The organism is Ruegeria spongiae (assembly GCF_023502395.1).
Classification (GTDB): domain Bacteria; phylum Pseudomonadota; class Alphaproteobacteria; order Rhodobacterales; family Rhodobacteraceae; genus Ruegeria_C; species Ruegeria_C spongiae.
On the sequence record NZ_JAMFMB010000009.1, the window covers coordinates 19,585 to 33,621 of the forward strand.

The following is a 14,037-nucleotide window of genomic DNA, read 5'->3' on the forward strand; positions in this document are numbered from 1 at the left end:
AACCAACCATATGTTGATAGGAAAGAACTTGATTCTTGGGGTGTTCTCTTTTTGTTCTTTTGTGTAACGTGTTCTGACCCCAAGACGACAAAAATAGGGAGGACTAAGGCATGTTGCAGTTTCACAGAACCAGCCTGATGACTTCTTCCGCGCAAACCGTCGTCAACACCGTTAACACCGTAGGTGTGATGGGCAAGGGCCTCGCGGCAGCTTTCAAGGAACGCTATCCAGACATGTTCGCAGAGTACAAAATACTCTGTAAGCAGGGCGAGCTAGCTCCGGGGTCTTCCTGGCTCTGGAAGGGCGTTGATCAGTGGGTGTTAAATTTTGCAACTAAGAAGCACTGGCGCAACCCATCCAAGATTGAATACATTCACGACGGTCTAGTTGAGTTCCGCAGGACCTATGAGGCTATGGGAATCCGTGAAATAGCGTTTCCCCGGTTGGGCTGTGGAAACGGGGGACTGGATTGGGAAGTGGTACGTCCACTAATGGTCGATCTGCTACATGATCTGCCCATAACCGTTTACATTCACGACTTTGAAAAGAAACTCGGGAAGTTGGAACACGAACTTCCTCTATTGCAGTCGCGCAAGCCCATCTCTTTTGAAGGATTCTACGAAGACATTCGGGAACTTATTCAAAGCCACGATGGAGAAATCCGACCTTTGATGATGTCAGCGCCGTTTTATGTGGCTCTGAACGAAAAATGCGAACTCAGGGGAGCGAAAGGCTGTGATCAACTACTAGCGGCAGAAGAAGACCTGTTTCGGATATGGAGTCTGTTGTCAGTTAGCCCAGTGTCTCGTTTCGATCTTCCCGAAACAGTACAAAGCTCTGCGCTTAAGGTATTCTCAGTCCTGTCGCATCTGCCTTATGTGAGGCCGGTGAATATCGCAGACCGCCATGGTCGCGTCAATTTGGCGGTTGAGTGTATTCGCAATAGCACTTCAGCGCCCGTGTCTGTCGGGCTTCACTAATAGGTTCATCGCTTATGGGAATCAGCGCTGCGCGTCATCAAGCGCATGTTGTCGAGTGGTTAGGGAAATTCTCCAACTACAAAAGAAAGTGGCTAAAGCACCTCTTCCATCACGCAAATATCGACGCAGCTATTGATATTCTAAAGAGTGGAGAACTGCTTTCTCGGAAGGATGCGGTCGCAAGAAACGCGCTGCGAATTGACATTGCCCCCGACGACATTATTCAGCATCGGAACGATGCTCATGAGTATGTTCGCCTCTATTTCCGCCCTAAAACCCCCACTCAATACCACATAGAAGGCATTCGCAAAGAGGCAGACTTCTACAGGGGCAAGCACGCCGGTTTTCTTGTTATGCTCGCTTTCAATCGAGAAAGCGTACTAACGCTGGGGGATACCCGGTTTTCTAACCGCAACATGCAATCGCACCTGTCGGAAATTCTTGACGGCGATACTGGGTTCGAAAAGCTGGATTTTAGAGGCATATATCACGACGAAGCCTATCCTTCCGATGAAGAGAAAAGCCAGCGCTGTGCGGAGGTACTCGCAAGTAGCCCTCTTAATCTCGCATCTACGCTTAGGGCGATAGTCGTGAGAACGGATGCAGATGTCGCGACAATCAAGTATCGCTTGATGCAAGAGGGCTTGGAGAAATTCATTCCGTTGGTAAGAAGGTCTCAGGACAATGCTGTCTTCCTGCACGAATATGCAGCGGTGCAATTTGTTGACGCCGCACCCGGAAGGATCAAATTCAAGCTGAGAGAAACGCGTTATCCGGGTGACATTCAGACGAGTATCACCGTGATCGATGACTTTTCGGGCCACTCAGTGGAACTGGTTTCGCAGGCTCTGCGCCCTAACCAAGATTACTTCACCAAACACAATCTCCCTGAAGGAGACTATCGTATCATGATCGAACTCGAAGGCTGCTACGCTCACGAGTCAGTGCTGAAGTTGACTCAGTAGCTTCTTTCGACTGCACACCATCCTTAGGTACTACAGCCGCCGCTAACGCGGCGAGCACCAACATCCAAAAAGTTGCATATTATGTATAGACATAACTAACCAGCCGCCCCCGCTGACGCGGGCACGACCAATTCACCACGCTATCTGCGATGAATCTCAAAAATACAGCAATTTCAGCATGTTAGATGGATATCGCCCGAGTAATAATATTGCGCGAATTTCGCGCGCATCTCAAAAATCCACGAATCTAACGATTCTGCCATATAAACAAGGCTAATTCACGATTCCACGAATTTAACATAATGAGCGTTATAGGCTGCTTTTGCCTGATTTCCGCAGGTCAGGATACCACCGAATAGGACTTAACTCGACATTCAAGTGAGAAGTCGCCACCGCGTCAGCGGCAGAACAGCATTTCAGACCATATATATGGTGCCGGGGACCCAAAGGGGCACTAGGGGTGGGGTCAAATTTTGCGCGCGGGTACTGGGTCCAGACCGCTATGCAACTTTGTTAAGTGCCTTTAACGGGGTTCCGTTGCATATCGAAAGCGTTTTTTGCCCCCGACCGTTTTTCGAATTTTTCCCAAAATTTGGCCCCAAAAAATTTCCAAATTTTCCCAAATAGGGTTGCAGTACGCGCAGCGATCCCCGGTTTCCAGTTAGGAACCGTTCTCAACTGGAAATTAGGTGACCACCCATACCTGTGGCATAATGGAGCCATCGAAATGGGGATGCTCGCCCCTTCGATGTTGCCAACTTAGGCTGGGTGTCTTTGCACGTGTGGGTGCGAACCACCCAGCCACTTTTCCACACAAAAAGGACTGATATGGCTGAGACCCACGAACTTAGGTTGAAGATAAACGCGACTGGTGCGGAATCCGGCGCGAAGAAATTTACCGGTGCCGTTGAATCGATAAAGCGTGCGGTTCGCGAGTTGGATCGCGACAGTTCCGGCGCATTCACCAAGCTGCGCCGAGTCGATGCATCCGGCCTTAAGACCGTGACGCGGGAAGCCACGAATACAGCCAAGGCCACGACTGCTGTAGAGCGCGAAACCAAGCGCCTTGCCGATCAGATGAAGCGCACGGCCTTGTCGGCGTCATCGTCATACAGGACCAGCCAGAACGAGGTTCAGCGCCTTACAGAACGTTTCGCTGCGCTTGATAAAACTGACGCGATTGACCGGCTGAACCGTGAACTGATCGAATTGAAATCCAATCTCACCGGTGCGCGATCTGGCCTCGATGTGCGATCCGCTCGCAGTGGGTTTTCTGACACGTCCAGTGAGTTGAAACGGCTTGCCAACGATCTGGAAGCAGAGGCGCGGGCGCACCGTCAAGCTGCTGACGCGGCCAACACCCACAAAGCCCAGCTTGAAAATTTGGCTCAGAAATATGACCCGATCCGGGCCAATTCGATGCGCTACGCTACCAGCCTCAAGGAAATCGAAACTCTAGAAAAAGCTGGGATACTGTCCAGCACAACGGCTGGGCAGGCCCGTGAACGGGCTTCTCAAGCGCTGTTGTCCACGTCAGCGGCGAATACTGCCTTTGCGGCTTCCTCGCGCCACGCAGGCATGGCGGCGCAGCAGATGGGCTACCAGATCAACGATGTATTCACGATGGCCGCGCTTGGTGCTAGCCCAATGCAAGTAGTCGCCTCCCAGATTTTTCAGGTCTCACAGGCCATGGATATCGCAGGGGGTAAGGCTCAGGCGTTGAATTCTGTCCGTACCGCACTTTTGAACCTGCTGACGCCCACTAACCTCGTTGTGGCAGGGGTCATCGGTCTGACGGCTGCCGCCGTGTCTTGGGGGGCGTCTGCGCTTAAGGCAGGCAAGGAAACCAAATCCTTCGAAGATCGGCTTAAAGACCTTTCGACGGCTGTAACCACCTATCGCGGTTACGCTGACACTGCATCGCAGTCCACCAGTGAACTTATCGCCAAGTTCGGGGCGTTCGGGACGCAGGCCGGGTCGGCAAGTGCGGCACTCGCGACTATCGGACGGTTGGATGCTATCCGCTCGGCAGATTCCGCCGTTGCTGCCCTCACAGAGCGGTTCGGGGGGCTGTCCCGGTCGGCACTGACTTATGCCGACGCTGTCATGCCACAGATCGAAGCCACTTTCCTGAACCTCAAGGACACGCTTGCCATCACTGATGTACAGGCTGCGGCAGTGGTCCGGTCGCTGGAAGGCTTGGCCACGGCGGACTCAATGCAGGCCAAGGTGGACGCTGCGAACGCGCTCAACGAGTCCTTTGTTCGGGTGTTCGGATCGGTCGAAGCGATCCCGGAAGAACTTCTGAATGTTCAGCGTGAGGCCCTTCTTGTGGCTTTGCAGGTCGCCGAAATCGGCGAGGTTCAGTCAGACGTAAACAAGAAGATCGGCGCGGCGGCGAAACTCTATGCCCAGACCCGCACCCAATCCGCACTGGCAACTTCCACCGCGAATGAAATGCTTGCGAGCCTGCGTCAGCAGGCGGACACGAATAAGCTCATCGCCACCTATGGCCGCGACTCCGTGCAAGTCGCCGAAGCCCGCATTCACGCTGAGCGCGCAGTGTTTGCCGAAAGCACCAAGACATTGGATGTGTTGGAATCCATGAAGGCGGAGCTTATGGATGCATGGGAGACGGCAAACGGTGTTGCGGCGTCCAACATGGCAGGCAACATCTCAAGCGCATCGCAGGCCGCTGCCACCCTCGCGCGCAATCTGGGAGTCGCGCTTGAGGCGGCTGTTTCGTTGGGCAACGCACAGTCAGCTAAAGAATACGGCGGGCGTGGCCAAGACCCCCGGCTGTTCGGTGACGGTGGACGCCTATCCGCTTCGAATTATCAGGCAGACCAAAGTTACACGTCAGTGGAAAAACTGATTTCTGACCTGTCCAAATCCGAACGCAAGGGCGGCGAATCCCGCCAGCTTGAAAAGCTGTCGAAGCAGGTCAACGACCGTGTGTTCAAGTTGGGGCAGGAAAACGCCGCATTGGACCTGTTGGCTACCGGACAGGCATCAACCCGCGAGTCTGCCGAACTGATGGCGGCGGCAATGTCCTTGGGCGGCGGGGCTATCGATGGGCAGACCTACGCAATGATCCGTCAGTTCGAAGCCGCGCAGGTTTTGAATGAAGAGTTGAAACGCCTCGCGCGCGACCCGGTGAAGGATTGGATTGCGTCCGTGCCGTCTTGGACAGAGGCCGGACGCCAGATTGAAACGCAAGTATTCGACTCTCTGTCCAACGCAATCGCGAATTTCGCCATGACTGGCAAAGTTGACTTTGAAAGCCTCGGGCAGTCCATCCTTTCAACTGCCACAAGGGTTATTGCAGATATGGCGGTGAAGGAGATGATCGGGATGCTTGGCGGCAATGTCGCGGGTTCCGGTGGCAGTGGTGGCTTCAACTTCGGCGCGGTCATCGGTTCATTCTTCGCAGCCGAAGGCGGCTTGACCAGTAACCCGTCGCCGGTGAACGCAGGGCCGATGGTATCACCTGCCGCATTCCGCCACGCGCCGCACTTCTCGTCGGGCACGCCGAACACTTCGGGCATCCCGTCTATCCTCCACCCCAACGAAGCGGTAATTCCGCTGAGCAAAGGGCGCAAAATCCCTGTCGAAATGCCCACCGAAGGTGCAGGAGGGACCAGCGTGAGCGTCATCCAGAATTTCAACGTTCAGTCTGACAACCCGGATTCCTTCCGCCGCAGCCAGCGCCAGATTGCTGCCGATGCGGGCGTCGCGACACAACGCGCGATGAAAAAAATTCGCTGATCTAGGAGCAACACAATGTCAGAATATGTCTACAAAGGTCGCCCGCATCCAACGGGGCTGCACAAGCCCGCGTTTGACAAAATAAGAAAACAACGGGGTCTTGAAGACGGGCAACCTATCAGGCCGGAACCTGAACGGGATGAAACTGACGAAGGCGAGACCCGCTAACGCGGGTTACACGCAAAACGCCACCTTCGCGTCAAAGTAGAGCCTCAATTCGCTCCTAGTCACCAGAAATACCATTTATTTTTGGAGGCTTAAGTGAAAAAAGCAATCGCAGCAATTCTGCTGACTGCAACGGTGGCAGCATGCACTGAACCAGTTATTCAAACCGGGGCAAGCTACCCCGCTGTCGCGCCGGAGCAAGTTAAAGTTTCCTTCGCCGCTACGCCTAACTGCACAAACGCGCAAGAAATCGGGCTGATACCGCAGGTTGGATCGAACAAGTATTCTCAGACGCGTGCTATCAACGAAATCAAGCGCCAAGCTGCCTCACGTGGAGCGAATTTGGTTTTGCTTGAAACACGGGCCACAAGTCTTCTAGGTGACATGCTGATTGATGCCGAGATGTACCGCTGCATGTAAGTCAGTCAGAGCCATGAGTTAGGCGGGCTAACGCCCGCCCTAACCAGTTCACCTGATCGACAAAGCATCCCCTAGTGCTTCCTCAATGTCAGGGCGATGCATGCTGTAGTGCTTCTTCAACACCTCTTCCGTAGTGTTGACCGCCTCTGCAATGATGTTGAACGGCACCCCTGCGCGGACCATGTGCGTGATCGCGGTGCGTTTCATTGTGTGGTGTGAAACCGGTTTGTCTACGCCCGCCTCTCTGGCTACCTCTGCCAGACCCTTCTTCAAGCTCTTTACCGGCTTGCCTTTGTAGGAAATTACGTAGGGCTGTTCTCTGTCGCCGCCGGAAAGCAAGTAGTTCATCAAGCGCCAGTTCTGACTAATCGGAATTTGAGGTCGCCGCTTATTCCCGCTGCCCGCCCCGAAGTCGATGTAAGCCCCTCTGACGTTTTCGCCCGTCTCATAGTTTAACGGCGAATTCTCGTACTCCAGTAGCGCGGACTTGTGAGGTATTGCCTCGTTGCCGTCCGCGTCATGGGCAATGGTACTGCGAATTTCACTGGCCTTTTTCAACACCGGCTCGGGGATGTAGACCTGATCCCACGTCAATGAAAGAATGGCTTCTTTCCTTGCGCCCGTCGCATGCGCGATCAGCAGAAACGCTTCCAAGTGGGACCGGTCGCGTTCCCGGTCAACTTTCTTTCCGTTGACGAAGATCGGCTTGGGTTCGCATGCGGCAATCATCCGTTCCAGTTCTTCCGCAGTCAGCCATACCTTGGTTTCACGGACCGGTTCGCCTTCCTTGATGGCGAAGTCCGGCGGATAGCTTGTGTATCGGTTCTTTCGCGCCCGGTTCAGTGCAGCACGTAGAGTCCGAAGGTCCTTGCAAGCGGTGTTTCTGCTAGTTTTGCCGTACTGCCCGTTGAAGTCTTGGTGCGCTTTCCAGCGAGGTTTTTCCATACGCCATTCAACGTATTCGTCCACCGTGTCTTGCACGATTTCATCCCAATGCAAGTGCCCAAGATGCTCTTTAAGCGGTCCGACGTTTGCAGCCATTGGGCCAGATGTTTTCTCCGGTTTCTCACGGCAGATGTAGTCGTAATACTGGTCTACCACCCAAGCGATTGTCGGACGGCTTGGTATCTCTGGTTTCGACAGTTCTTTGACAAAGATATCGTGGGCTGGGTTTGCTTCTACTTCCAACCGCGTTCCGTGTGATTTGCGCCGGGTCTTTCCATCTTCAACCCAGACAGTTTCCCAGTATCCGTCCTTCCGTCTACGCAGGCGCGGCGCTTCGGGATCGACCGCGTCAGCGGTTACGACCGGGTCAAACTCGGATAGCTTTTTCTCCGCCTCAGCTTGGTCCTTGCTACCTGTAGCCTTGCGTTTCTTCTTACCCGTAGTGGGATCGTCATAGACGATTTCCCAGTAAGAATCAGGTCGTTGGCGGACATAGGGGACAGGGTTCTTCATGAGAACATCCTCGCGATTCTGCGCAACTCATGCAAGATTGCATCAGTTGCAAGTTTCAGTTTTCGCGTAAGTTCTTGATTTTATTGGTCGGAGAGGCGAGATTCGAACTCACGACCCCTGCCTCCCGAAGACAGTGCTCTACCAGACTGAGCTACACTCCGACCGTTCGCTGGGCAATATAGCCATGTGAGTTGATTGGCAAGACCATCTGTTCTGAAAAAAGGCGCCTTTCGGCAAACACTCGATGCGCGCCTGATGGCCCCTCACGCCTCCGGGTCGCTGTCCTCCTCGCGGCTCTGCATGCGGCGCAGGATTGCACCCGCGCGCAAGGAATTGCCGGTGCCGCCACGGGTCCGGGTGCGCAGGACAGGCGTTGTGTTAGAGGTCGGCCCGCGGCTTTCGCGGAATATGATGTAGAGACCGCTGGCAATGATGACCGAGGCTCCAAGCGCCGTGGTCCGGTCGATGGTTTCGTCAAAGATCAGGTAGCCATATCCGGTGGCCCAAAGGATCTGTGAATACTGCATTGGCGCGACGATAGCCGCCTCTCCGAACCGATAGGCCCGGATCAAGCCAAGCATCGCCAGAAAGGCCAGTGCAGCGATCAGGGCCATCCTGCCGAAATCTGCTGCGGGCATCGGCTCATAGACAAAAAATAGCGCGCCGCCCAGTAGGAGGAAACTTGTCATCATCGGATAGATCAGCAGCACTACGCTGCGTTCTTCCCGTCCGATTTTGCGCACGATGACCGAATTGGTTGCCCCGCCGATGGCAGAGATCAGTGCCGCCAAGTGGCCAAGTGACAAGTGCGCGTCGCCGGGGCGGAGCACAATGATCACACCGATCAGACCCACCATCACCGCCGCCCAGCGGTGAAAGCCCACCTTTTCGCCCAGAACGGGGATGGCCAGAACCGTGATGATAAGTGGGGCCGCGAAAAGGATCGCATAGACCTGTGCCAGTGGCAGGATGGTAAAGGCATAGAATGCTCCAAGCGCGCTGCAGATCATCGACGCGCAGCGCCCGGCGATCCACCAGGGATGCACCGGTCGCAGATGACCTTCAGAGGCATCGCCCATCATCATCAGCACGACCAGCGGGAATCCCAGCAGGCCGGAGAAGAACAGCAACTGGACTGGAGAGTAACTGCCGCCAAGGAATTTGACGAACACATCATGGGTCGAAAAAATCCCGAAGGCCAGCAGCCCGAACAGGCTGCCCTGAAGATTTCTGCCCAGCTGCGGCATGGTAATATGGCTTTTCTAAGAGAGGGATGTTGGCGCTATCATCGGGTAATGCGCGATCAGGGTAAAGACCATCCGAACAAAAAAACGCGGGCATATGCCCGCGCTTGTTGTTGTCGCGATGCCGCGCCTTCAGAGGCTGGCGTTCAGTGCCTCGACGATCTTGTCGCCCATCTGCGAGGTCGACACCGGCTGAACGCCCTCTTCGCCCAGCAGATCGGCAGTGCGCACGCCATCGCCCAGCACATTTTCAACTGCCGTTTCCAGACGGTCAGCCTCGGCGCCCTGATCGAAGCTGTAGCGCAGTGCCATGGCAAAGCTGAGGATACAGGCGATCGGGTTTGCTTTGCCCTGGCCGGTGATATCGGGGGCCGAGCCGTGGACGGGCTCGTACATCGCCTTGGGGCGGCCATTGGCCATCGGGGCACCCAGGCTGGCCGAGGGCAGCATCCCGAGCGATCCGGTCAGCATCGCGGCGCAATCGGACAGAATATCGCCAAACAGGTTGTCGGTTACGATCACGTCGAACTGCTTGGGTGCGCGCACCAGCTGCATCGCGCCATTGTCGGCATACATATGGCTCAGCTCGACCTCGGGATAATCGGCGGCGACGCGAGACACTACCGAACGCCAAAGGATGCCTGATTCCATCACATTGGCTTTTTCCATCGAGCAGAGCTTCTTGTTGCGGCGTGTGGCCAGTTCGAACGCGGCACGGGCGACGCGCTCGATTTCCGATTCGGTGTAACGCTGGGTGTTGATGCCGACCCGCTCGTTGCCTTCTTCGATGATGCCACGCGGTTCACCGAAATAGACGCCCGACGTCAGCTCGCGCACGATCATGATATCAAGGCCAGCGACAATGTCTTTCTTCAGCGACGAGAAATCCGCCAGTGCATCGAAACACTGCGCCGGGCGCAGGTTGGCGAACAGGTCCATCTCTTTGCGCAGACGCAGCAGCCCGCGCTCGGGCTTCACGCTGAAATCCAGATCGTCGTATTTCGGACCACCCACGGCACCCAGCAGAACCGCATCCACCTCCTGCGCCTTTGCCATCGTGTCATCGTGCAGCGGCATGCCATGGGCATCATAGGCTGCGCCGCCGACCAGATCCTCGCTGACGTCAAATGCCAGACCGCGATTGTCACCGAACCAGCCGATGATCTTGCGCACTTCGGTCATGACTTCGGGGCCAATCCCGTCACCGGGCAGTATGAGAAGCGAAGGGTTGGACATCAGGGCTCTCCTTGCGAATTTGTCGACATCGCCCTATAGCGCAAGCCGTTCAGCGTCAATGCGGCCATCTGTTCAGGATCGCCGGAACGTTCAGAATGAGCCCGTTCCGGGGATAGAGAGCATTGCGTCGGAAATCGTCTAAACGTGCCACGCCTTCGGTTTTGGCAATGATGAAAGGCCGTCGATCATCGGAAACAGTCTGACCACGCTCAGAGTCCGTTGACCGATCCGAAGACGCAATGCCAGTATCATATGACCAACTTTTTTGAACCGGGACTTATTATGTTTAAGACGACTATGAGCGGCGTAACCGCGACCGTCATGCGCACCCTGACCTTGCCGAAATCCGGAAAACTTGCGGAAAAAGCGCTCAAAGACACTTACAAGATCGAAATTGAACTGGCCGGACAAGGCCCTAAAACGGCCGTTGGTCAAGCCATACTCAAAGCCTTTCCCAAAGTGCTGGACAACGATCTGAACTCGCGTCGCAAGCAATGGGATGACCGCAACATCAAGATCTGGAAGGACACAGGCACGGCGCTCGAACACAAAAACATGACGGAACAAAAGGCGCAGGCTCTGGTCAAAGCCGCAGAAAAGCAGATCACCGCCAACTGGAACGAATACAACCAGAAAATCGCCAAGCCCACTGCTCTGTCGATTGTGGAGGCGCTGGCCAAAAATGAAGCAAAGAAGGCCGGTGAAAAAATCGGCAAATCCAAGATCAAATTCTGGTCCGAGGACCTCAAGGAAAGTCGCCTTGGTATCTGGGGATCGCTGATCGGCGCGGCCGTATTCGGTGCCGCAACCACCCCCTTGGGTTGGATCGGCGCAGGCCTGTCGGCAGTATTACTGCTGGGCAAGGGGTACCGCAGCGCATGGAAAATCGCGCAGAAACAGTCAGTGGACGTGCAAACCAACCTTAACAATATCAAAGACGGGCTGAGTACCGCCCAAAGCGCGCTGAACAAGCTCGAACCACATCTGAAGATGCTTGGCGGTGCCCAGTCCAAAACTGCCGCTCAGATGGTTACCGCTCAATTGGAATTGGAAAAAATGCGTCAGGAACTGGAAAAACTGGAGACGCGCGCCAAGACGGAAAAAGCCGTCAAGGAAGGGGAATATATCAAGAAACTCCGAGCGGGTGTGGACAATCAGTTTTTCAAGGTCGAAGCCCTGCACAAGACGATCGTGGCGCAAGCAAGTCTTGAGAAACGCATCGCCGACGCGATCGGCGCTGTGGAAGCGGCCGCCTCAGAAGCTACCGCCCGACGTAGCGGCTGGAACAAGATCATGGCCGACTACACCGATGTTTCAAAGGAAAGCGACAGTCTTATCAGCGCTATGTCGAAGCTGGCCGGCAAACTGGGCTAAAGTACTCGACAGCCTGTCAGCTGCCTTGCGAGAATGCACGACGAAGGAATGCGGAAAAGCTCATCTCTCCCTCAGCCAGCCATCCTGAAATGTCACCCGATCCAATCCCGCAAAGCGACGCAGGCGGTCCATCTCGGCCTCAAGCTTGCGCATCCGCCCCTTGGTCCAACGGAAATCGCGTTCGGGCCAGAGGGCACGTATCTCGAGATTGCCGCGATCACGGGCCGCCTTCATATCGATCCGCCCAACCAGTTGGTCGCCTTCAAGAAGCGGAAAGACATAGTAGCCATATTTGCGCTTAGCAGCGGGGACAAAGACCTCGATCCGGTAGTGAAATCCGAACAGCCGCTCGGCCCGCTTACGGTCGCGCAACGCCGGGTCGAACGGGGACAGGACGCGCATCCGTCCTGGCAGTGCATCGGGTGCGGCCACCCCCGTCCCGGGCCGTGCAAAGACACGCCGCAACGCGCCGTCCGCACCCTCGACTTCGAGCGTCTCGATTTCGCCGGCCTGCTCAGTCCGGGCGCACCAGTCTTTTGCTTCGACCGGCGTTGCGATGTCCCAGAACGCGGCCAGCTCGCCAGAAGTGGCAAAGCCCAGCCGGTCCAACGCGGCGTTGCACAGCCAGTCGACGGTGGCAGCCGCGTCGCAGTCCATCGCACCAGGGCAAAGATGCGCCTCAATCACCCGCTCGGTCAGGTCATAGCGTTTCCGGAACCCGTCGCGCCCGATCACCGTCAACACGCCCGACCGCCAGAGATATTCCAGCGCGGTTTTCGATGGGTGCCAGTCCCACCAGCCGCCCGACCCCTTGCGCTCATCCTTGCCCACATCAGAGGAGCAGGCCGGACCGTGATCGCGGATATGGGACAGAACCTCTTGGAACTGCCGCTCATAGCCTTCGCGCCGCGCGGCTTGCCAGCGAGATTTCAACGTTTCCGCATCACGGCGGAATTTCAGGTGCCAGTGCGGATAGAATTCCATCGGAATGACCGCCGCGTCATGGGTCCAGTGTTCGAACAATTTCCGGTCGCGTTCGTAAAGCCGTTTCAGATGGGCAGGCCGATAGGCCGGGCGACGGGAATAAAGGATCATGTCATGGGCGCGGGCGAGCGTGTTGATGCTGTCCACTTGCACAAAACCCAGGCGCTGGATCAGAGCACTCAGGTCATCGCCCTTGCCCGGACCAGCGGGTGTCTCGGCCAGCGCATGGCGGTCCAGAAACACATACCGCGCGGTGCGGTTGTCCAATCGGCGCAATGCCAACGCTTCAGCGCCGCTTGAGCGTGTCGCCGTAACTGATCTTGGGGGTCAGGGTGATCCGCGTCTCGACCTCCTGTTCGGGGTCTTCCAGCCGTGCCGAGATGATCTGGGCCGCTGCGCGCCCGATCTCCAATCGGCAGGCATCCATCGTCGCCAATTGCCGTGGCAGGCCCTGCAACAACTCGACATCGTTGAACCCTGCCAGACCGATCTGCCCCGGAATGTCGACCCCTTGTTCCAGCAGGTAGAGCAACCCACCCGCACCGATCATATCGTTGGAGTAGTACAGAAAATCGAGCTCGGGCGAGCGTTCCAGCATGGTCTGCGTCATTTCGCGACCCTTGGCCAAGGCCGAGCCGCCGGAATAGAAATCGCGATCCTCGATCTCGACGCCGTTCTTGGCCAGAACCTCGGTGAACCCCTCGAAGCGTTTCCGCGCCCGGTGATCCAGCGGCATCTTGGTGCCCATGAACCCGATATGTTCATAGCCCGCCTTCAGGATCGCCTTGGCCATCTCGCGCCCGGCGCGGCGGTGCGAGATACCGACCATCGCATCCACCGGCTTGCCGTCGGTATCCATGATCTCGACCACGGGAATACCCGCCGCGTCCAGCATCGCGCGCGCCGCCTCGGTATGTTCCAGCCCGGCAATGATCACCCCCGAAGGCCGCCACGAGAGCATCTCATAGAGGACCTTCTCTTCTTTCTCGGGCAGATAATCGGTGACACCCACGACCGGCTGCAGCTCGGTATCTTCCAGAACCTGGTTGATGCCGGTCAGTACCTCGGGGAACACCATGTTCGACAGCGACGGAATGATCACCGCTACCAGATTGACCCGGCTCGACGCCAGGGCGCCCGCGATCTTGTTGGGGACGTAGCCCAACTCCTTGGCGGCGGCCAGAACACGGGCCCGGGTGGCGTCCGATACGTCGCCGCGATTGCGTAACACGCGGCTGACTGTCATTTCCGATACGCCGGATGCCTCGGACACATCGCGGAGCGTGAGGGGGCGGGCGGTATCTGCGGCCAAGGGGTGATCCAGTGCTTGCTTGTTCGTGGCGATGCTAGCGCGAACAGAACGGCCTGTTCAACCATCGCGCCAACCTAATGCGACGCCGTGGCAAAAAAATCCGTCACCTGATTTTTACCATTCCCGAGGGC

The 14,037-nt window shown here is 56.3% G+C and carries 10 protein-coding genes and 1 tRNA gene; 5 read left to right on the top strand and 6 right to left on the bottom strand.

The genetic code is table 11. The annotated features are described in order from the left end of the window. Positions 1 to 110 precede the first annotated feature (110 nt). The 4 genes from M3P21_RS08810 to M3P21_RS08825 all read left to right on the top strand — a co-directional run bounded on the left by M3P21_RS08810 (position 111) and on the right by M3P21_RS08825 (position 6,298). Positions 111 to 980, top strand: a complete 870-nt coding sequence (locus M3P21_RS08810; RefSeq protein WP_249709012.1) for a macro domain-containing protein — start codon at positions 111 to 113, stop codon at positions 978 to 980. 14 nt (positions 981 to 994) lie between these two features. Continuing rightward, on the top strand, positions 995 to 1,945 hold the full coding sequence (locus M3P21_RS08815; protein ID WP_249709013.1) for a DarT ssDNA thymidine ADP-ribosyltransferase family protein: 951 nt from the start codon (positions 995 to 997) through the stop codon (positions 1,943 to 1,945). A gap of 828 nt (positions 1,946 to 2,773) precedes the next feature. Then, the gene (locus tag M3P21_RS08820) at positions 2,774 to 5,713 is read left to right on the top strand and encodes a phage tail length tape measure family protein (RefSeq protein ID WP_249709014.1); all 2,940 of its coding nucleotides are present in this window, start codon (positions 2,774 to 2,776) and stop codon (positions 5,711 to 5,713) included. A gap of 261 nt (positions 5,714 to 5,974) precedes the next feature. Further along, positions 5,975 to 6,298, top strand: coding sequence for a hypothetical protein (locus M3P21_RS08825; RefSeq protein WP_249709015.1), 324 nt, complete (start codon positions 5,975 to 5,977; stop codon positions 6,296 to 6,298). A 48-nt stretch (positions 6,299 to 6,346) separates the two neighbouring features. On the opposite strand, the gene M3P21_RS08830 is transcribed toward M3P21_RS08825, so the two are convergent. From M3P21_RS08830 to leuB, 4 genes are all read right to left on the bottom strand, one after another. Next, entirely contained in the window at positions 6,347 to 7,756 is a 1,410-nt protein-coding gene (locus tag M3P21_RS08830; RefSeq protein WP_249709016.1) for a tyrosine-type recombinase/integrase, read from the bottom strand. Between the two features lie 84 nt (positions 7,757 to 7,840). After that, positions 7,841 to 7,917 (bottom strand) — tRNA-Pro (locus M3P21_RS08835). Between the two features lie 102 nt (positions 7,918 to 8,019). Beyond that, entirely contained in the window at positions 8,020 to 8,994 is a 975-nt protein-coding gene (locus M3P21_RS08840; protein ID WP_249709419.1) for a DMT family transporter, read from the bottom strand. Positions 8,995 to 9,132: 138 nt separating this feature from the next. Continuing rightward, complete coding sequence (gene leuB, locus M3P21_RS08845) at positions 9,133 to 10,236, bottom strand: 3-isopropylmalate dehydrogenase (RefSeq protein ID WP_249709018.1); 1,104 nt, start codon at positions 10,234 to 10,236, stop codon at positions 9,133 to 9,135. 297 nt (positions 10,237 to 10,533) lie between these two features. Between leuB and M3P21_RS08850 the strand changes: the two genes are divergently transcribed. Further along, positions 10,534 to 11,610, top strand: a complete 1,077-nt coding sequence (locus M3P21_RS08850) for a hypothetical protein (RefSeq protein WP_249709019.1) — start codon at positions 10,534 to 10,536, stop codon at positions 11,608 to 11,610. Positions 11,611 to 11,670: 60 nt separating this feature from the next. On the opposite strand, the gene M3P21_RS08855 is transcribed toward M3P21_RS08850, so the two are convergent. Further along, positions 11,671 to 12,876, bottom strand: a complete 1,206-nt coding sequence (locus tag M3P21_RS08855; protein WP_249709020.1) for a winged helix-turn-helix domain-containing protein — start codon at positions 12,874 to 12,876, stop codon at positions 11,671 to 11,673. A gap of 4 nt (positions 12,877 to 12,880) precedes the next feature. Then, a complete protein-coding gene (locus M3P21_RS08860) occupies positions 12,881 to 13,906 on the bottom strand; it encodes a LacI family DNA-binding transcriptional regulator (protein WP_283780902.1) in 1,026 nt (341 codons plus the stop codon). Between the last annotated feature and the right edge of the window lie 131 nt (positions 13,907 to 14,037).